This is a genomic window from Mucilaginibacter lappiensis (assembly GCF_050433765.1).
In the GTDB taxonomy this organism is placed as follows: domain Bacteria; phylum Bacteroidota; class Bacteroidia; order Sphingobacteriales; family Sphingobacteriaceae; genus Mucilaginibacter; species Mucilaginibacter lappiensis_A.
In genome coordinates this window covers 1,072,427-1,094,322 of sequence record NZ_JBNPWP010000001.1, presented here as the reverse complement: position 1 = coordinate 1,094,322, position 21,896 = coordinate 1,072,427, and the positions used below count along the sequence as shown (strand labels likewise).

At 47.9% G+C, this 21,896-nt stretch carries 10 protein-coding genes and 1 pseudogene; 5 read left to right on the top strand and 6 right to left on the bottom strand.

The features are described 5' to 3' along the window. The 3 genes from M2273_RS04265 to M2273_RS04255 all read left to right on the top strand — a co-directional run bounded on the left by M2273_RS04265 (position 1) and on the right by M2273_RS04255 (position 10,790). Positions 1 to 8,280: a neuraminidase-like domain-containing protein gene (locus tag M2273_RS04265; protein WP_429393410.1), complete on the top strand. Its 8,280-nt coding sequence runs from the start codon at positions 1 to 3 to the stop codon at positions 8,278 to 8,280. Positions 8,281 to 8,315: 35 nt separating this feature from the next. Then, positions 8,316 to 8,846: a hypothetical protein gene (locus M2273_RS04260; RefSeq protein WP_429393408.1), complete on the top strand. Its 531-nt coding sequence runs from the start codon at positions 8,316 to 8,318 to the stop codon at positions 8,844 to 8,846. 420 nt (positions 8,847 to 9,266) lie between these two features. Further along, on the top strand, positions 9,267 to 10,790 hold the full coding sequence (locus M2273_RS04255; RefSeq protein ID WP_429393405.1) for a hypothetical protein: 1,524 nt from the start codon (positions 9,267 to 9,269) through the stop codon (positions 10,788 to 10,790). Between the two features lie 215 nt (positions 10,791 to 11,005). Here the strand turns inward: M2273_RS04255 and M2273_RS04250 are convergent, their stop codons facing one another. The 5 genes from M2273_RS04250 to M2273_RS04230 form a co-directional block, all read right to left on the bottom strand. After that, positions 11,006 to 13,132, bottom strand: coding sequence for a xanthine dehydrogenase family protein molybdopterin-binding subunit (locus M2273_RS04250; RefSeq protein ID WP_429393403.1), 2,127 nt, complete (start codon positions 13,130 to 13,132; stop codon positions 11,006 to 11,008). A gap of 5 nt (positions 13,133 to 13,137) precedes the next feature. Beyond that, positions 13,138 to 14,139 carry an FAD binding domain-containing protein gene (locus M2273_RS04245; RefSeq protein ID WP_429393402.1) on the bottom strand — a complete coding sequence of 334 codons (1,002 nt, stop codon included), beginning with the start codon at positions 14,137 to 14,139 and terminating at the stop codon, positions 13,138 to 13,140. Continuing rightward, positions 14,136 to 14,915, bottom strand: coding sequence for a (2Fe-2S)-binding protein (locus tag M2273_RS04240; protein WP_429393399.1), 780 nt, complete (start codon positions 14,913 to 14,915; stop codon positions 14,136 to 14,138). The genes M2273_RS04245 and M2273_RS04240 overlap by 4 nt, the downstream gene beginning before the upstream one ends. Before the next feature lie 64 nt (positions 14,916 to 14,979). After that, positions 14,980 to 15,192 (bottom strand): hypothetical protein, encoded by a 213-nt coding sequence (locus M2273_RS04235; protein WP_429393397.1) that lies wholly within the window; start codon positions 15,190 to 15,192, stop codon positions 14,980 to 14,982. A gap of 154 nt (positions 15,193 to 15,346) precedes the next feature. Next, a complete protein-coding gene (locus M2273_RS04230; protein WP_429393394.1) occupies positions 15,347 to 16,168 on the bottom strand; it encodes a sugar phosphate isomerase/epimerase family protein in 822 nt (273 codons plus the stop codon). A 385-nt stretch (positions 16,169 to 16,553) separates the two neighbouring features. On the opposite strand from M2273_RS04230, the gene M2273_RS04225 reads away from it, so the two are divergent. Beyond that, positions 16,554 to 17,282 carry a 3-keto-disaccharide hydrolase gene (locus M2273_RS04225; RefSeq protein ID WP_429393391.1) on the top strand — a complete coding sequence of 243 codons (729 nt, stop codon included), beginning with the start codon at positions 16,554 to 16,556 and terminating at the stop codon, positions 17,280 to 17,282. A 287-nt stretch (positions 17,283 to 17,569) separates the two neighbouring features. Here M2273_RS04225 and M2273_RS04220 read toward each other — a convergent pair whose 3' ends face one another. Continuing rightward, entirely contained in the window at positions 17,570 to 17,965 is a 396-nt protein-coding gene (locus tag M2273_RS04220; RefSeq protein ID WP_429393389.1) for a VOC family protein, read from the bottom strand. Between the two features lie 586 nt (positions 17,966 to 18,551). Between M2273_RS04220 and M2273_RS04215 the strand changes: the two are divergent. Beyond that, positions 18,552 to 19,955 (top strand): annotated as a pseudogene (locus M2273_RS04215) (NAD-dependent epimerase/dehydratase family protein); the annotation flags it as partial. Positions 19,956 to 21,896 lie beyond the last annotated feature (1,941 nt).

Genomic DNA, 21,896 nt, shown 5'->3' with positions numbered 1-21,896 from the left:
ATGGCCTCAGAAAATAACGCGAATCAACCGGCAACATTCAAGTTGGCCCAGGCATTCACAGATGACAATCCTGACCTTGACATCCACTCAGCGGACCTTTTCAACAAGCCCACGCTGAAAAAATTGAAGCTGGATACACACGCTAAAGCGCCAACGGTGAAAGCCCTGCAGGCAAAGCAGCGGCTGGATAAGCTCCATTCAAGCGGGAGGGTAGTACAAACGCTGATGAGTAAAGGCATCACATCTGCCAATCATTTGGCTATTATACCGAGGGAAAAATTCGTAAAGGAATTTGCCGGCGAGCTGGGCCTGGAAAATCATGAAGCGGAGGATCTCCATAAGCGCGCCACAGGCGTCCGCAACAAATCCATGCACCTCTGGGCTTCCATTCGTGGCACCGTGGCGTCTCCTTTATACCGCGGTTCTGTACTGAATAACGTCAGCTCCGATGTGGAGAAAACTTTCTCGAACCTGCCCAGCTACCAGGACCTTTTTGGCACCCTTGACTATTGCAATTGTAAGGAATGCCGTTCTATTTTCGGCGCGGCAGCTTACCTGGTTGATCTGCAGCGTATTATTGAAGAATACGTTACCAAGCCCAATAAGAACACCATTCTTCCGGAGTTTCTTTTCACTTCCCGCAGGCCCGACATCGGGGAGATCGAGCTTAGCTGCGCCAAAACCAACGACCTGGTTCCTTATCTTCAGATTGTGAACGAAAGGCTGACCGCTTATGCCCAGGATTATCTTGAAAAAACTACGCCCGACCAGGTTATAGAAGCAATGGCCACCACGCTGATCTACCCGATGCAGTTACCTTTCAATTATCCGCTGGACCAGATCAATGTGTTGCTTAACAAGGTCGAAGCGCCCTACGGCGATATTCTGCTGGCGTGGAAGCAGCCTGACGCAATTTCATACGCGCGCGGGCTCACGCTTTCTCCCGAACAGCAAAAAATTGTCATCACCCAACTCCAAACTGCTGCCGAGATCGCTCCGTTTTATAATGTAACAGACATCACCAAGCTTAAAGATGCGGATACATTTATACAGAAGACCTGGATAAACTTTGCGGATCTGTTGAAGCTATTAGACCAGGACCTGAATGATGCGGAAAAGGCAGCCGGATTGCAGAAGCATTTTTATATTAACGAAGGGCTTAATGGCGAATGGGTCAAGATTGAACAGCCCGTAAACGATGGACCTTATGTACTGACCAACCTGGATGTGGTGCCACTGGACCAGATAAACAGGATCAAGCGGTTAGCTGCTGCCATCGGGCAAACGGTAATTGATACCGATTGGGCCTTGCGCTGCATAAAAAAAGGCGCCAATCCTTTATTAGACGATACCGCAATTGCTGAACTTAGTCAATTGCTGGAAAGCGCCGAGCTCCTGGATATGGACTTGGCCACGGCTTCTATGATGCTTGGGCCAATCAAAACATATGGCAAAGTAATAAACGGGAGCGGCTCAGCTTTTGATACACTTTTCAATTCTGCGGGTGTAGTTGCATCTAAACCTGCTTACCGCCCCTCGGGGAACCCGTTGAACTCGCTTTATACCATTACACCGCTGAAATGGACGCCGGAAAAACCCGAAGAAGATAACACCGCATCTATCAACCGGGTTTTGCCTGGTCTCGGCATGACTCTCAACGATGCAAACACACTTGGAAAATATCTTTATGGAACGACGGAAAAGGACTTGACGGTGGATGTACTTTCCGTACTATACCGTCACGCCTTGCTCAGCCGCAGCCTGCGGATGGGAATGGAGGCATATGTCCTCTTTTTACAGATCATGAAGCCGGCCGATCCTCAGTGGCCCAGCGCTGCCGAGCTTAACAAGCTGGTTAAAACCGCACGCTGGATGGATGACCAAGGCGTCAATCCTTATCACATGGATTACATTATAAACGGCAATCTGACGGTGTATGTGAATCCACGTTATCAGCCCGACCGGGTGGATGAATGGCTGCGCACCTTATGGGTGAACGTGAAGCCTGGTACCCCAGAAACAGGCAGCGACATAACCGCCCAGATAGCCATCCTTTTTGGCGCCGATGTGCCGCGTATCACCGCGGTACGTGAAATGGCCGTGGCGGCAGTAACAAAACCCACCGGTGTAACTACATGGGAAGATGGATTTATGACAGCCGATACAGATGGTAAGACACCGAAATACGGACCATATGTACGCGATGTGTTAAAATGGGTATCCCGCTGGATCGCGCTATCAGATGATATTGCCCTGCCTGCCGGGATGGTGGCAGGTATAGCCGGATACCCGGGGGCTTATGGCCTGCCTGATAAGTTTGACAGCATAGGTTTACAGTCTGTTCAATGGATAAGCATGGTGCAGGTTATGATGAAGGCTTATGGCGACTTCCAACAAAACCTGTTGGTTTACATCGCACGGGCTTCAGAAAATGCCCCTCTGGAAGATCAGCTGAATGCGCTGCAAAATGCCACAGGCTGGTTACCTCGCGATGTGGAAAGCCTGCTAATAGGGCCGCTAAAAGCAGATACGATTATATGCCAAAAGCTACAGGACCTGCAGGTCTGCATTACGCTGATGGACAAGTTGGGGGCGAACCCCGAATTAATTGACAACCTTGTGACGCTGGCCGCAAAACCGGCAACCGGGAACTGGGAATTATATAAGAAGACATGCGGGCAGCTCATTGATAAAATCGCGGGGTTATATGGGCAGGGGTGGCCCGGCGTATGGGCAACACTTTCAGGCGACCTCGCGCTGCATCTGCGCGACGCTTTGTTACCCCTTGTGCTGGCCGAGCTTAATTCAGATTATAAAGATATCACGGCAGTACGCAACGTGTATGAGTTTCTGCTCACGGATGTAGAAATGGGCCCCGAAACGAGCATCTCATATGTAAAAGAGGCGTTGAATGCCTGCCAGACTTATCTCCAGCGCTGCCGGCTAAGGCTTGAGCCCGGGGTACTTGATATGAGCAACATACTGGAGCCCTGGTGGGAGTGGATGATGAATTACAGGGTTTGGGAAGCCAACCGCCAGATATTTGTTTACCCGGAGAATTATCTCATCCCTACGCTTCGCAAAAATGTAACGCCCCAGTTTGCGGCTCTGTCCAAAACCCTGCAACAGGGCGATATCACCAAGGCATATGTAGGCTCGGCTTTCAGCAGCTATATCAACGGTTTTTCGGTCGTAGCGGAGTTGAAGCCGGTGGACGCCTACCGCAGTCGAATTGAAAACAGGGACACGATCTACCTGCTGTCACGCACCAAAACCGGCCCTTATGTCTATTACTATTGTGAGCAGCCGGAATTTATGCCATGGACTCCCTGGGAAAAAATAGACCTTACCATTAATTCTCCTAATTGCAGTTTAATCTATGCATTCAATCGTCCATTCATCTTTTGGGCCGAAATCACAAAGAACAACAGCTCTTCAGTTTCTGGCACACAAGGGGAAGTAACTACGAATAACAGCCTTGTGTATACGGCGACGCTGAAATATTCCTTCCTGAACCAGGATGGCGAGTGGGTACAGCCCCAAATACTTGTTGATCAGGAAACGATTTATTTTAATGCGGATGACAGCCGGAAGATCAACCTGAAGAACTCGCCTATTTTTGAAGGAGACTTCAACCTGGATGATCCGGATTGGAATAAAGTATTTGCCTTTAGCGTAAATGCCGACAACTACGTTACCCCGCCATCTTATAAGGCAGGTTCAGAACGGTTGGTTGTAATGTACGGACCGAACATAGCGAACACAGGATCGATAGTGGATGCAGAGGTCTCATCTCCAACAACCGATCCCAATGCAGCAGCCTTTTGGGCCAACCTGCATGTCAGGGCAGAAGATCACAACCGGATGATCGTAGGGCAAAACACCGGCTATCTGCCATTAATGAAGGTACGCATGATCAATGCAAGCCTTGAGCATGATGTACTGGTTCAGCACGAAGAATTTATAATGAACGATCCTTACCTGGCTAACGGGCCTTTATCCAATATCCAGGCAGAGCTGCAAAGCTCGGGCGAAGTGATGCAAATTGCCCGTTGTGCGGAAGCCATTAGCTGTAACCGTAAAGCTCAAATGGCCAGTAGCCTTGATTCCACCAGTCAGGCCACCCAGCTGGACGGGGATTCCTTTATCGCTACCGGTATCAATTCAGACCTCAGTACCCAAATATTTACTGCACTGAAAACTGCACAGGTAATTGACGCAAACGGGTTGGTAAGCCTGCCTGCCATGGTTACGCTTGACCTGTATAAGTCATTGGAGGGTATCACCGCCTATGATTCTTTTGGGCCAGTGCAATTCTCCGCTGTCCTGCAGGTGCTTTTCAATCATATGGAGGCGACACCCCTGTTCAGCCAAGTCAAGGGCAGTAATATTGTGCCAGTTGCAACGCAGCCCGGTTGGTTTATGTTTACCGTTAGTGATGAAATATTCCTGCTGACCCCTAAACCCAAATCGATAGAGAAAACTGCGTTCAGCACTTTTGCGCTTGGCCTGCGTATTGGCGCCCCGCTGCTAACGCAGGCATTTGCCATCATGAAATACAAGGTTTACGATCCTGTTGAAAAAGAGGAAGGCATTAGTGTAGCGTTATCTAAAAAAGTATATGACCGCCTGATAAAGTTTAGCCTGATATCTAACGGAAGGCCGACGATGGAGGCGACGTGGCAGAATTTTTACAGCACCCTGGAGTTTTTTGTGGATTTGGAGGAAATGACGGATGTGCAAATTGGCTACGTGTACCGCGCGTTCAATAACGCAGCGATTATTTTTAAGCAGGATTTTGTTCCTGTAGGGGTAAGCGAACCTGTTTCGGAAGATATATTCAAGGCATTGATGAAATTCAGCATCATTGATCCGGTTGGAAGGATTGATGATACGCTGCTTACAGGCCGGAACGTAATGACCTCACTGGGCAACCTGTTAAGTGCTAATAAAGTTTCGCAATCACAAATAGCCTCGGTTTATAAGATATTGGCTGCTTGTCCGAAGGCGGTCCAGCTTACTTACAATAACGACGGCGACGCAAAGGATAATACTACAACTGCCGAATTTGTATTTGATGTGGTACGTCTTTCCACCGGCGCCATCAACAAGATCAGTCGTGCGCTGTTCGTAAACGGGGTAGACGAACTGCTTAGTCTGAAAACGCAGCAGATACCGGTTGTTCCTGTGCTTCCGTTCGACAGGTTTAAACCCTCGGTAACCAACCTTGTATGGCCATCGGCGCTGGATGCAACACAAGTGGATTTCGATGGACTTTATGGTCAATACTATTGGGAGATCTTTTATCATATCCCCATGCTGGTGTCATACACGCTAAAGATCAACCAGAAATTCCCTGACGCTACAACCTGGCACCAATATATATTCAATCCTACTATCCGGGAGGAATATGTTACACCGGAGGCCATTGTGCGGGATTCAGAAGGGAAGATATTTATACAACAAGCCACCGGCATTGTGAGCAGTTTGAAAACCCATAATATAGGCGACCCGCCTGCACCCATTTTGAATGCAATTGGTGAAGTAAACCCCGGGTTCAAAGCCACCACTGACCTGGCTTTTCTGAAAGTTGCTGATCCGAGCCTTACTGATGACCAGATAACAATGGTCCGTAACATCCTGCTGAATTATCAATTGAATGCACCGTCAGGGCATTACTGGCAATTCAGGCCATTCCGCACCCACAACCTGGAAAGCCTGCAGGAAATGCTGTCTGATAAAAATCCGGCGATGCGGGTTTACAATGATGATCCTTTCGACCCCTTTGCGATAGCACGGCTGAGGATAGGTGCATTTGAAAAAGCAACTTTGATACAGTACATAGATAACCTGGTGGCCTGGGGCGATAACCTTTTCACTGAGGATACCTGGGAATCCATCACGGCGGCTTATATGATCTATGTTTATGCGTACAATCTGCTTGGCCCGCGTCCGCAGGAGGTGGGGGTTTGCCCCGGAGAAAATGTTGTGTTGACTTTCAACCAGATTGCAGCGAAGTATCCAAACGGCATCCCGCAGTTCCTGATCGAGCTGGAGCACTTTACCGGATCAGGCACCGGTTCGCACACTCCGATGCTCGGCCATGCCTTTAACGATCTGAACGTCTATTTCTGTGTGCCGGAAAACGCCGACCTGATGAGACGCTGGGACCTGGTAGAAGACCGCATGTATAAGATAAACCACTCCCTCAACATCAATGGCATATTCAGGCAACTGCCGCTCTTCGAGCCGCCGCTTAACCCGCTTGACCTTATCAAAGCGGCTAAAGCGGGCAATAACATACAAATGCTCACCGATTCAAAGCCAAAGATCTCGCCTTATCGCTACACATCTATCAGCAGCGTATCTGCCATGTTGTGTAGCACCCTTATTGAACTGGGCAGCGCCTTGTTAGCCGCACTGGAAAAGAATGATGCCGAAGCCCTTTCAGCGTTGCAGGCAAATCAGCAAGGGCAGATACTGGATATGACTACCACGATAAAGGAGGACCGGATATCTGAATTAAAGGCAACAATTGCAGGGCTAAACAGCTCCCTTGCATCGGCCAATAACAGGCTGACCTATTACACAGAGCTGATTGACGCAGGATTAAGCGGTTTTGAAAAGACCAGTCTGGATGCTGCTGCAGCCGGGCTGGCGTTCAACATCCTGGCGGGGATCAGCAAGACTGCTGCCTCCATAGGATTTGCGATACCTCAGGTAGGTTCACCGTTCGCGATGACCTATGGCGGAATACAGGTTGGCTCCGCAGTGAATGCCGCTTCAGGCGCGTTTGAAATCGGGGCGACCGTAAGCGCCTTTGTCTCACAGCAGTCTGCCACTATGGGGGGATATGAACGCCGCGGTCAGGAATGGGGGCTGCAAAAACAGCAGGCGGTATACGATTCGCAGAATATTCAGCAACAGATCGACGCCACAAACTATCAACTCGCCTCGGCACAGCAAGACCTGACAATCCACCTCAAAACTATCGAACAGAATAAGGTAGTGGAAAGCTATCTCAAGGACAAGTTCACCAACCAGGAATTATACCAATGGATGATCGGCAGCCTCAGCGGTACCTACTTCCAAACTTACGCGCTGGCCCTTGAAGCAGCCCGGCAGGCCGAAGCATCCTTCCAATATGAATTGAACAGCACACAGCGTTTTCTTTCATTTGACTACTGGGACAGCTTGCATAAAGGGCTGACAGCGGGAGAAGGTTTGAGGCTGGCCTTGAACCGCATGGACAGCGCATTCAGGGCGGGCGATGTACGGACACTGGATATAGTAAAGACAATCCCGCTTTCGATGCTTGCGCCTAACGCCTTGCTTAGCCTTATCAATACAGGCAAGTGCTCATTCCAGTTTACTGAAGCGCTGTTTGATTATGACTATCCGGGACAGTACTCCCGCAAGATCAAGACGATCTCTGTTTCAATTCCTGCGGTGCTCGGGCCATACCAGGATGTGAAAGCCATCCTGAAACAAACCAAGAATTATGTGGTAACGGATGGCAATGCGATTGCGGCCGTAAAATATCTGCTGAGCAGCCAAAATCCCAAACCATCCACCGGCCTTCGCGAAGATTGGGGTGTAAACCAAAGCATCGCCCTTTCAAAAGGCGTGGATGATTCAGGAATGTTCGTTATGGATTTCCAGGACCCCCGCTACCTTCCCTTTGAAAATACCGGTGCAGTTTCAGACTGGGAGCTCAGTATGCCTAAGGAGACCAACCGTTTCGACTTCAACCAGTTGTCTGATGTGATCATCACGTTGAAATATACAGCCTTTTTTGACGGGAAACTGGAAACTGATGTTAAGGCCGAACTGGCGAAATACCCCTTAAGTGGTGGCATCCTCGTAAATGGCAATATGCAAAGCAGCGCGTGGGTTGCATTCCTTATGGATACAGAAAATGCCGCCGTACAAACGCTCACGCTTAAAATTGATCCGACACAGATGGGGTTTTTCAACAGCTTTAACTATTACACCATTATCCTGCAGCTCGAGCTCGGCGAAGGGGTTACCGTAATGGATGGATCGACATTTCTGAAGCTGGTGGCAGACAGTACTACTACCGGTACCCCTCCATTGAATAAAGGCCAGGGGATAATTAGCAGCATTACCTGGGATGCAAAAAAACTTCCCACAAGCTGGAAGCTGGAGTTCGACCTCAATAGCGATGCTATTAAAACTATTTTGAAGGATGGACATATTGATGGAAAAAAACTCCTGAATGTGCAATTGATCGGGCTGTATAATGCCAAGTTGTATTAATAACAGATATAAAAAAATTTATTTCAGATTTAGATATGAACGAAAACGCGAATGAACGAAAGCTTCAGGAACAATGCATCGAGATGGCAGCGATCCTGGGCCTGGATGAGCCCGTGCCGGAGAGAACGCTCCGTACCGCACTGGCAGATCCGAACTACGCGCACAATCTCCTGGTGGTGCGAAATGAGACAGAGTACCTTACTTATTTGCTTGACCATCCACCTCCCGTTGCAGAAAAGGAGGGGAGCGACATTCCGGCAGCTACCCTTGTGAAACGAGCAGCTCGGTCGCTGCTGAAATGGGCAGGTACCGGTTTTTCTACGGTGTCAAATGAAACCTACGAGCGTAGGATTAACGCTTGTAACGTTTGTCCCAATCTGCGGGTGCCATCTTCAAATCAAAATGCCCTTTACAGCATTGCCGGCGCAATGAATAATAAATCTGTTTGCGGAAAATGTGGCTGTGTGGTAAAAGTGAAGGCGAGGAGGGGTACGGATACCTGCCCAGACCTGCATCCGTTTAAAACCGATTTAAACCGATGGGAGGAGCAATATTTAACGGAATAAACGCTCTCCCGATTGACATTTGTCTCTGAGCAAAGATGGAGAAAATGCAACAATAAAAATTTAGACGATCTAAACTTCAATAATTCATCACTAAAAACAAAAATCATGGGATACGATCCAAATGTTTGCTTACAAAGAATTAAGGATAAAGGGCGGCTACCCTGCGATGAGCTGGGATTACCCTACCACTGTGATACGCTCACCGGTGTAGACGGCGACTATCACGATGAGTGTGTAGAAGCCGGAATTATTTATTTCCAGGTGAAGGTTTCTACCTGCTGGAACCCTGTAACGAACCAGTTCAGATATTTTCCACCTGCAACCTATTTTGCAGAGTGCAACAAATTGATTTCTCAGGACAAGAACTGGCAACAGAGCTGGTGCTGGTGCTGCTGCGCATGTTTTGCCAAGGATACGCTGGTGGCCGTACCTGGCGGCTACGCAGAGATCTACACTATTCCAGTGGGCGCCAAAGTGCTCACCCGCGGCGTAGATGAGACCGATTGGTCAGAATCCTTGGTTAAATTCAGTATGGGTACCGGCGACGGCCCCCAGGCTTTTATGGTTTACATCGGCTTTGGAAATAACGTAGCAAAAGACCTGATCTGTACACAGGAACAGCCTTTTCTGCTATCCAATGGAAAATTCACGACCGCCGGTAAACTTACTCCCGGCATGGAATTGGTTGATAAAGATGGCAAGCCGGTTGAAATACGGTCTGCGAGCCTTGGCACCTATACCGGGGCCGTGCATCATATCGCGACAGCCAACCTGTGGAAAGACTCTCCGGATGGGCACCTTATCCTGACGGGTGGCGTAGTGGCAGGGGATTTTGATATGCAGATAAAATTCGGGAGCCTGCCAAACTCTCTGAAAAATGATCCTGAAAATGTCCATCCTTTAATAGGGACTAAAGCTTATGACACGGCTGTGAGCGGGATAAGTAATTTGGCCAAGCCTTCTAATACCCATTTTGAGTTTGTTCACAAGCAGACCAAAGGAGATGGTGAGGTTTCCAAAAAGCTTGGTAGCGGTAGTTTTAAAACTTATAGCCGTATTACCTCAGTCGTTCCGCATGGTGCGCAGGCGCTGCTTACACAAAAACAAGCCGAGGATATCCTCAAAAATGGCCGGCAGGTTCCGTTCTCGGATCCTACGCCTAAATATTTCTTTGACATTGCAAGTGCACAGCTCAGTGGTTTCTATAAAGACATAGTATTTTACCTTGACGTATTTGACGTGCTGCCAAACGTGTATGCCTTTGAAGCCTATGGGAAAAAGATTGTGCAGGTTTCAGGCGGGCTGGCAAGACTAATCGATTTTAACTTTGAAGGGCTCCTGATGGCCATGGCCCATGGTGTGGGCTGTTTTTACGGCGGTGAACCTAAAATTTCAGGCGGATATTCCGCAGTGGGACAAGCTGATCGTTTTGCATTCGGTAAGGTTACCAGTATGCTTTGGCTCGGCGACCCCGCATTCGGCTATATTAACGCCAGCATCCTTCAGTGGATGGCGCTCTTCAAACTTATTGATAAGGACAACTGGGGCGGTACCAATCCGCTCACAGATCCGTCCATTGATTGCCGTGAGCTTGTTATCCAGTCAGCTCCTTTTGGTGGCGGCCTGCCCCCTTGTGCCGGCGGTACGCCTCCAAAGCTAATCCAGTTACAAGTTGCACAGGCGCTCACCCTCGATAAGGTGGAGCTTATTTTTAACGTGGCGATTGACCCTTCTACAGCAGACAAGGTTTCGAACTATATTTTCTCGCCCGACGTAAAAGTGCTTGAAGCCAAACGCAGCACGGAAAAGGATTTCGTTGTGGAACTCTCAGTAAAACTTGAAGCGGAAAATAGTTATGAAGTTACGGCAAAAAATCTTAAATCTGCATTGGGCACAGGTATGGATCCAGCACATTCCACAGCCGGATTTGTTGCGCCGGAATAGATGTGTGGATGAACAGAAAATTTGAGAACAATAACCAAATAAAAATAGATGGGTGGCATAAAAATGCCCCCCGTTTATTTTTTTAGAAATTACGGAAATCTCATCTTCATTAAAAGTAATTTTGTTGGTGTATTATGTAACAGTGGGCATGACTGTGGACATCAAGACGAAGAACGCGAAGGATGAATAGCCACTAAACGGTCTGTTGGATCAACTTATAATAATTTATCAGGCGTGATCGGTACATCCCGTACCCGTTTGCCCGTAGCATTAAAGATCGCATTGGCAACAGCAGCCGCTACGCCAACGATGCCCACTTCACCTATCCCTTTAATTCCCATTTTATTCACGATACTATCTTTTTCGTTTACGAACATCGCGTCCATCTGGCCAATATCCATATTGGACGGCACATGGTAATCGGCAAATGACCGGGTTGCGAAATTACCCCAGCGTGGATCGATCAATGATTCCTCACTCAGCGCCATACCAATGCCCCAGGTGTTTCCGCCAATGATTTGCGAGCGGGCAGTTTTAGGGTTCAATATTTTACCGGCACCGACCACTGCCAAAAATCGGGTTACTTTCACCATACCCGTTAAGCTGTTCACCCGTACTTCGGCAAAATTCGCGTTAAAGCTATGCGAGGAATATTCGCCTGCATTAGCCGGTGCTTTGGCATCGGCACGGGTCTCGAATTCAGTAACCTGTTCCGACTGCATCAATTGGTAAGCCGTAGGGCGCACAAAAAACTGTTTACCCGATTTGTAGACCAATTCATTGGTGATCTTTTCGCAGGCATCATTAACGGCGTTGGCAAAACTGGCCGCACCAACCGAACCTACTGAACCCGCCGCAGGCGGCAGGTCAGAATCGCCAAGTTTAACGGTAACGTTGGCCAGCGGCATACCCAGACCATCCGCTGCCGTTTGCGTTAGTATAGTAAAAGTGCCCGTCCCCAGGTCAGATGCTGCGATAGCTACTACTGCGTTAACCGTATTGCCCGTGCGAGTCAACTTGATCGTTGCCGAGCTTGGCCTTTGACGTGCCGGGTAGGTACCGCAGGCTACGCCGTAACCGATCAGGTCGTTACCTACTTTATTTTGACCGGGCTGCTTTTTACGTTTTTCCCAACCGAAGGCTTTAGCCCCTTCCTGTAAACATGTAATGGTAGCCCGTGATGACCAGGGTTTACCACTTGATGGATCTTTATCCGGCTGGTTCTTTAAACGCAGTTCGATCGGGTCCATCTCAAGTTGATGAGCCAATTCATCCATAGCAGATTCTAAGGCGAAGCTGCCGGTAGAGTGGCCCGGACCGCGGGTATAAGTCGGTAAAATGACATTCATGGGCACCACCCGGTATTTGACCAATAAGTTGGGGACATCATACATGATCTTCGCGCCTTCGCCGCACCTTTCAATAAATTCATCCTCAATAGCGGTATGCGTTGTGGTTTCATGGGCCAGGCTGATCAGTCGGCCATCGCGCATAGCGCCGATACTGATCTTCTGAAAGTTTTGCTGGCGAAGACCCACCGAGTTGAACATTTGTTGCCGCGTCAGCGCCAGTTTGACCGGCCGGCTGGCAACCTTAGCCGCTACGGCAGCCAGAACAAGATTAGCCCATTGGCCGCCCTTGGAGCCAAAGCCGCCGCCAATAAATGGAGAAACGATGCGCACTTGCTCCGGTTTCATATTCAACGTTGCAGCCGCCGAGTTCTGCGCCCCGTTAATGATCTGCGAGCCATTGTATAAAATTACCTTATCGCCCTCCCAGACCGCTACAGTCGAATGCGGTTCCATGGGGTGATGGTGTTCTATCGGTGTATGGTAGGTACCTTCAAATTTGACCTCCGCGCTGTTGAAGGCCCCTTTTGCATCGCCCCGGTTATGGTCGGCCAGTTCCTCGCCTTTAGGCACTACTGCGCCGGGCGCCAGTTTTTCAAAATCAATTTTAGCGTCTGTATTTGGGGTATAGGTTACCTTAACCATTTTCGCCGCGTGGGTGGCCTGTTCAAAGGTCTCTGCTACGACAATACCGATATGCTGCCCGTAAAAATAAACTTCGGGGCCCTGCAGTAAAGCGCCACCCCGCAGGCCGCCTTTAACGTTGAGTTTGGGCGCGTTTTCATGCGTGATCACGGTTAGCACGCCTGGAAGACTTTTTACATCGGCGGTATTGATCGAAGTGATCTGACCCGCAGCGATGGTGCTTTTGAAAAGCACGGCGTAAGCCATTTCTTTTGCCGGATAATCGGTGGCATAATTAGCCTTACCGGTCACTTTCAATAAACCATCTATACGGGTGATGGCTTTGCCAATGGTGTTTTTGTCTTCCATAATTATTATCCGTTATAGCTATCACCTTTTAAGGCCAATTCCAGCGAGCTGATAATAGTGCGCTTGCCTAACTCTACTTTAAATTTATTGTATGCTAAAGGCTTTGCGCTGCGCATAGCCGCCTGGGCCGCTAAACTAAAGTTGGCTTTAGTAGCCGTTTTGCCTTTTAAAAATCGTTCTGCTTCTAATAAGGGCCAGGGTTTATGCGCCACGCCGCCCATGGCCAAATGTGCCGACACAATGCGGTTACCCTGTAACACCAAGCCGGCTGCTACCGATACCAGTGCAAAGGCATAAGAGTTACGGTCGCGCACTTTCACATAAGCCGAATGCCCCGCGAAGGCATTTGCAGGGAGCTCTATGGCCGTGATCAGTTCACCATGATTTAATATGTTATCTTTCTCCGGCTGATCGCCGGGCAGTCGATGGAAATCCTTGATAGAAATTAAGCGTTCGGTACCATTTGGCTGAAGTACTTTGATATTGGCATCTAGCACGGTAAGCGCCACTGCCATATCCGACGGATAGACCGCTATACAGGTATCCGACCAGCCGAATATTGCGTGCATCCGGTTAATCCCCTGCATCGCCGCGCAACCTGTGCCCGGTTCGCGTTTGTTGCAGGGCATGGCTACATCATAAAAATAACTGCAACGGGTACGCTGTAACAGGTTGCCACCATTGGTTGCCATATTGCGGATCTGCGCCGAAGCACCGGCCAAAATGGCCTTGGTTAACAGCGGAAAATTTTTGCGCACCAGAGGGTGGTTAGCAGCATCGGTGTTTTTACCCAGGCTGCCCAGCGAGATGCTACCATTTGTTAATTGTTTGGTCGTCGTCAGGTTTAGTCTGCCTAAGTCTATCAACTCATCCGGGCGCTCCACATCTTCCTTCATCAGATCGAGCAGGTTAGTGCCGCCCGCCAGGAATTTGGCTTTTACATTACTGGTCAACAGGCTGATAGCAGCAGGAGCGCTGCCAGCCTGGGTAAATTTAAATGGTCTCATATCGTCAGCCAGATTTGTTCCACACTTTTACCGGTTTGGGCCTCTTTAATAGCCGCCACAATGTTTGGGTATGCCCCGCAGCGGCAGATATTGCCCGACATGCGCTCGGCGATCTCCTCGTTACTCAGCATCAGGGAAGTTTGCGCCTGCCGCACATTCGCAGTCACATAGCTCGCTTGTCCTTCTTTAGCTTCTTTCATTAAGGCTACCGCTGAACAAATTTGCCCGGAGGTGCAAAAGCCACACTGAAAGCCATCATGTTTTAAAAAAGCTTCCTGCATCGGGTTCAGCTGATTGTCTTTCGCCAGGCCTTCGATCGTGATAACGGATTTACCTTCACAGGTCGCTGCCAATGTCAGGCAGGAAAGCACGCGGTTACCGTCAACAATAACGGTGCAGGCACCGCACTGGCCATGGTCGCACCCCTTTTTGGAACCCGTAAGACCCAAACGCTCACGCAGGGTATCCAGCAAGGTCATGCGTGAATCGACCATCAACCTGGTTGTTGCCGAATTCACTTTAAAACTAACGTTGACGCCATTTTCGATAGCCGCAGCAGGTAGTTCGTCAATTTCGCCCAGTGCCACACCACGGGCAAAGGCCCGTTCAGCGCCTAATAAGTAACCGGTCAGCAATCCCGCCGAGGCGAGGCCGACCAGCTTCATAAAATGACGACGGTTAAGCCCGGTCTGTATAATCTCTTCCAGTTCTTCCGGCATCAGATCGCCAAAGAGCTTCTTTTCCTCTTCGGTTAGTTGGGTAGGTCTATTGTTCATACAGAGTGCTGATTACTATCTAATAACACCAGCCAGGACGGATAGTTTGTGGGAATATTTGCAATCATTTTTTAATAACATGAGCAGCCAGGTAATCAATATTGGGTTTATGTATCTCTGATCCGTAACACCCAACATCCGAAAATCCAAGATCATCAGCCATAGTCAACACGATATTTGGCCGGTTACCCTTTACAGATGATTTAGCAGATTTTTTAAAAAAGATGAACAGCGAGGCTAAAAGAAGCACTGCCAAAGATAGATTGGTCTTTTTCATAGGACTTTAGATACCGCTTAGCTACAAGACCAAAGATAATCAAGCCACCGATCATACTGCTAAGGATCCATAAATAAACCGGTTAGCGATTTTTGCAAATAGCATCAACTTTAGTTGATGCTGTTTGCTTTCCTATCAAGTTAAATTTTATTGACTAAAACGGGTTATTAAACACCAGGTGCCGGGCAGCCTGCACTTCCTGAAGAAATACCGGAATGGTTTTATAAGGATCATAAGGTGGTTTGGCGCCTTTGTCGACTTCTACGCTTTTATTTGCACCCGGAGGCTCCAGGGTTTCTATAGGCAGGTAACCTTTATAGCCGGAGCGTTTAACGATATTCATTATTTTTACCACGTCCATTTTTATTGGGCCCGTAGGTCCGGAGAAACTTTCTTTAAGTTGGAAATTCACTGCATAAGGCATCGCTTTTTCAACATCGGCGTAAAGGAAAAAGCCGCTGTCCACAACTACCCCAAACCAGTCTGAATTAACCATTTTTACCAGTTTAATTACTTCATCGGCAGTTTTAATAAAATCACCATGGTTTTGTATGCCTATCAAAATACCTCGTTGCGCTGCATAGGCAGCACATTCTTTTATACTTGCGGCTATATAGCGGGTTACTTCATCCCTCCGGTTTTCATAACCGGCCGGAACCGGGCCGGAAAAGATCCTGATCACCGGCGCCCCTAATTTGGCAGCCACATCAATCCATGCTTTTACGAGTTTTACATCAGCTGCCCTTTTTGCCGGATCAGGATTGGTAAAATCGTTTCTTACCCCGGTGCCGCTAATATCAAGTCCCTGCAAAAAGGCATGCCTTTTTACCCGGTTAATAAACTCGTCTGTGGGTACGGCAGGATAGCCCGGAAAATAATAACCGGTGATATCTACCGCATCAAAACCTTGTGCTGCCGACCAGTCTATTAACTCAAATAATGACATACCCCCGTGTCCGTTCACTTTATTATTCATAAGGGGTTTGTTAAAAGAGTAGGCATTTAAGCTGATTTTAACATGCGATTTACCTTTATGCATTACTCCCGAATCACTTTGAGCATATAATGAAATGCTGTAAAATATCATGAAAATAATAGCAATCCAACATGTAGATTTTTGAATTTGATTCATTTTTACTGGTTTTGCATCCATAGCCTGGTTTAGTGTTTAATGGTTTTATGCGCTACTATTGGTTGGGGGGCCTGCAGCGGTAAACGTTACAGTTGTATAGTTAAAAATAATTCTATTTAATTCCAATTTTTCTGAAGGGTAATTGGAACGGCCTGATTATGGAACGGGATTGTACAGGATTGTTATTCGGTTGTTTGTTTGCATCTTTCACTAACTAATTATCCTGAATATGAAAACCAATAAATTTTTGCTGCCCACGGCTTTGCTGTTTGTTTTATTATCTGCGTTTACATTAATTACACAGGCGGATAAGGGTTTTAAACCCATGTTTGATGGTGAAACATTGAACGGCTGGGAGGGTGACCCCAAATACTGGCGGGTTGAAGATGGTGAGATTATTGGTGAAGTTACTCCTGCAACACTTTTAAAAGCTAATACCTTCCTGATCTGGAAGGGCGGTCAGCCTGCCAATTTTGAGCTGAAGGTGAACTATCGTATATCGGTCAATGGTAACAGCGGTGTAAATTACCGTAGTATACGGATTGACAGTCTGCCCTATGCCCTGAAAGGTTATCAGCAGGATATTGATGGGAAAGATAAATACAAGCTGGGGTATCCCCGTTATTCCGGGCAGAACTATGAAGAACGCGGTCGCCAGTTTCTGGCCCTACGTGGGCAGAAAGTTACCATTGATAAAGGTAAACTACCCCATATAACCGACTCGCTGGGCACAAAAGAAGAGTTGCTGAAAAGTATTAACTACGATGGCTGGAACGAGCTGCATATTATTGCCAAAGGAAACAAGTTGCAACATTACCTAAACGGCAAACTCATGAGCGAAGTAGTTGATAATGATACTCTTAATCGTAAATTAAATGGCCTTATTGGCGTACAGGTGCATGTTGGGCCGCCAATGAAGGTGGAGTATAAAGATTTTATGATCAAGGTTTTAAAATAGGTATATAGTAAACAACCCCCACCTATGGTGGGGGTTGTTTACTTATCAACACTATTATATTTGTATAAGCCGAAGAACAAAAACATCATCAGGTATGTATGGACAAAGGAATAACCCAGCTGGCAGCCTACTTTAAAGTAAGACAGGAAGCATTCAACAGACAGTATAGCTTAAGGGTATCAGCTGCCAAGTCAAACCAAATTATATAACTCAGGGTAGAAGATTTTTAAGTCTTAATTACCAAATGTTAGTGCTGACTGTAATTTTCTCAAATACCCCATGTCTGTTCACATATTATCCATCAATAGTACATTAAATTTATGGCCGTCGGGATCAGCAAAGGCAAAACCATAATAATTGGCTTCATCTCTTGCCACTTCCTGAAAAATATGACCGCCGGCGTTTTTAACCTTCTCTGCCCATTGATTCACTTCCGCCTCTGTTTCTGCAGAAAGTGTGAAAATAATTTCGCTGGTGGTTTTTGACCCGGGGGTTAAATACTCATCTATTTTTGAACCCTGTTCAAAAAAATGAATCACAAGATCATCATCACCAAAAATAAAACTAGCCAACTTCGGATAGTTGTTTGGCCCATTGGGAGTAAAACCCAATTGTGTATAAAATTGATTGGTGCGCTTCGCATCTTTTACACTAAAATTAGCCCAGATTTTTCTTGTTTTCATACGGTTGACTTTTGAAACAATTTTAACAAAAAAAGTCAACAACTGTTTCCCGATATAAATCAAGAAATAAGTTCTTTAGAAGCAATCAGCTTGATATTTAAAATGAACTCATCGTCAATTGCTTTGTCACCAAAGCTTTCAAAGAAGCTTTTTGAGCCGAAATAAGAATTAAAAATCACTCAAAAAGACTTAAAAAAAAGAAAATTATTTTTCAACTCGCGACTTGGAAATAAGCCGTCAGGATGTGACATCGTTTGCGCTTAGTTGCACACTATCGACGATTTTAGGCTGCCCTGGGTTCTCGGCAGGGAATGGGAACTTAATGCCAAGATGCACAACCCCGCTTAACCGTTCCTGCAATGTATATAGCGATAATAGTGGAAGAAGTTGAGCCCCGGGGATGCAAGGGGGATTTTGAATTTAATACTCTACTATAATAAATTGAAACTGAGTAATTATTATGCTAACAAACAAGCTGCCTTAGCCCGTTAATTTCGATGTCCTCTCAACAAAGTTAAATATGCCCATTCAACAAAACTGCCGACCTCTATAACGTGGAGTTTTGTGCTATCAAATATGTTTAGCAATGAAAGAGCAAAATTTAAAGGAAAAGGTACTGGTAACCGGCGGCACCGGCTTTGTCGGGGCACATTGCATCCGGCAACTGCTGCAAAAGGGTTACCGCGTGAAAACCACCATCCGGTCAATGTCCCGGAAAGATGACTTGATCGATATGCTGAAGACCGGCGGTATTGCTGATTTTGACTGCCTGGAGTTTACCGAGGCCGACCTGAAAAAAGATGCCAATTGGGATCAAGCGGCCGATGGCTGCGATTACGTTCTGCATGTAGCGTCGCCTATCGGACTAAGCATTCCCAAAGACGAGAACGAGATGATTATTCCCGCGGTTGAGGGCACCTTACGTGTACTTAAAGCGGCTAAAGCGGCTGGTGTTAAACGGGTGGTAATGACGTCGAATTTCGGCGCCGTGGGTTACAGCCACGCAGATACCTCGACGATCATTACTGAAAAAGACTGGACCGATCCAGACGAGCCGTGCCTATCAGCCTATAATAAATCCAAGGTCCTGGCAGAAACAGCGGCTTGGGAGTTCATGCAAAATACTGACGGCGGGATGGAACTTGCGGTGATCAACCCAATGGGGATCTTCGGGCCATCCCTTGGCCCGGAACTTTCAAGCGGTTTTGAATTATTGAAGAAGGTCATGGACGGTTCGCTGAAAAGGATCCCCAATATCACGCTGGGTATCGTGGATGTACGTGATGTCGCCGACCTGCATATCCGGGCAATGACCCATCCGGCCGCAGGCGGGCAGCGTTTCCTGGCTTTGGCCGGCGGCATCATCAGCCTGCCGGAAATCGCCCAACTGCTTAAAGATAACTTAGGTGAAGCGGCGGAATTGGTTTCCACCAAAATAATGCCTGACTGGATGGTGCGGATCGCCGCCTGGTTCAGCCCGGTCGCCAGAAATATCGTCCCCCAGCTTGGCCGTTACCGGAATGCCAGCAATGATAAGGCAAAAAGTCTTTTAGGCTGGCAGCCACGAAGCAATAAAGAGGCGATCCTGGCCACGGCAGAGAGCCTGATCCGCTACGGCGCCGTAACATCAGGACATGGGAAAAGCACGGTTGCCAAAAAGATATTGAGTTTGTTGCTGATGCTGTTTATGCTGACCGGACTGCATAAAGGCTTTGCGCAAACCAGCCAAACGATCCGGGGAACGGTTACCGACAAACTGACCCAATTGACGCTTCCCGGCGTGACCGTTAGCCTCAGCGGCGAAACCGGCAAGGGAACAACGACAGATGCAGCCGGCCGTTTTAGTATCACCGGAGTAACACCTGGCCGTTATGATATCGTTTTTTCTGTTGTCGGCTATGCACCGTATACCCAGCCTAACGTAGAGATCACCTCCGGGAAAGAGGTACTTCTTGATATCGGTATGGAAGCAAATGCGAAGTCACTTAATGAGGTCGTTGTGCGCGGAGGTGCGAAAAAACATGAAACAGTGAATCAACTGGCCGCGGTTAGCGGCCACTCCTTTACCCCGGAGGAAGTGAACCGCTATTCCGGCGGACGTTCCGATCCATCCAGGCTGGTGGCGAACTTTGCCGGCGTGAGTGCACCTGACGATTCCCGGAATGATATCGTGGTACACGGTAATTCGCCGTCGGGTATCCTTTGGCGGATCGAGGGGCTGAATATTCCCAATCCCAACCACTTTTCCACGTTGGGGACAACCGGCGGATCGGCCAGCGCATTGAATACGAATATCCTCAAAAATTCCGATTTCCTGACATCGGCCTTTCCTGCCGAATATGGCAATGCCAATGCCGGGGTGTTTGACCTGGGCTTTCGTACAGGCAACGCCAATAAACAGGAAACGACCATTCAGCTCGGTGCGCTTACCGGTCTTGAAGCGATGACCGAAGGCCCCATCAATAAGGATAAAGGTTCTTCCTATGTCGCCGCCTTCCGGTATTCATTTACCGGCCTGGCCCAATCGCTGGGTATCACGGTAGGCACCGCCGCCACGCCATTTTATCAGGATCTTTCCTTTAAGATCAACAGCGGCAACGGAAAGCTGGGGCGGTTCACGCTGTTCGGCCTCGGCGGAACCAGCAGCATTGATATCCTGCACGACAAAGTCGACCCCGATGATATCTTCGGTAATCCGGAAAGAGATTCCTATATGAAAAGCAGGATAGGTTTGCTCGGTCTGAAACACTTTATCCGGGTCAGCAACAAATCTTATTTCAATACGGTGCTGGGCGTTACTTATGCAGGCACGGTACAAAATATTGACAGCATCGGTGTAACAGCCCCGGCCCGCGTAGTTGAAGTAACGATGGATCAGTCGCGTTATTCCCTTAACACTTCTTTTAACAGCAACATTAGTCCCAGGTTGTTTTTGAAGATTGGTGCTATTGAGGAACTGATCGATATCAACCTTTTTTACCGTGATCGGGTGTCACCGCCGCATAACTGGGTACAGATCTGGGATTTTAAGGGCAACACCTCCCTTATGCAGGGGTATGCCCATTTGAAATATGATCTATCCGATCGTCTGGTGGCAAATGTTGGCCTTCATGCGCAATATCTTACACTGAATAGTTCGTCGTCACTGGAACCCCGCGCGTCGCTAAAATACCAGCTGACAGATAAAAGCACGCTGAGTGCAGGATTCGGCATGCACAGCCAGATGCAGCCTACCGACATTTATTTCTACCAGTCAAAAAATACCGACGGAACCACCGACAAGTCAAATGAGGACCTGGGTTTTACCAAGAGCCGCCACTATGTAATCGGTTATGAGGTTTTACCGGTACAGAACTGGCGGGTCAAGGCAGAACTGTATTACCAGCAGTTATACGATGTGCCGGTGAGCAATACGCTGAGCAGCTATTCCATGCTCAATGCGGGCGCACGTTCGTATTATTACAATGAAGAAGGGCATCTGAACAACAGCGGAACCGGCACCAATTACGGCGCAGAACTGACGATAGAAAAGTTCTTTAGCAACGGTTATTACGGCTTATTCACCGGTAGCCTGTACCAATCGAAATACAAAGGCAGCGACGGCATCGAGCGGAATACAGCTTTTAACGGAAAATATGTATACAATCTGCTGGCCGGCCGGGAATGGAAAACGGGCAAAAACAACAAGATCAGCCTGGATATGAAGCTGACCCGTGCCGGGGGACGTTATTATACACCGGTAGATTATGCGGCTTCGATTGCCAACAACCGGGAGATCTTACAAACCGGAGATGCGGCTTATTCCGCGCAGAATGCCGCTTTTTTCCGACTGGACATCAAAGTGGGCCTAACGATCAATAGTAAAAAGCGTAAACTTACCCACGCTTTCTACCTGGATATACAAAATATCACCAATAACCAGAATGTACTG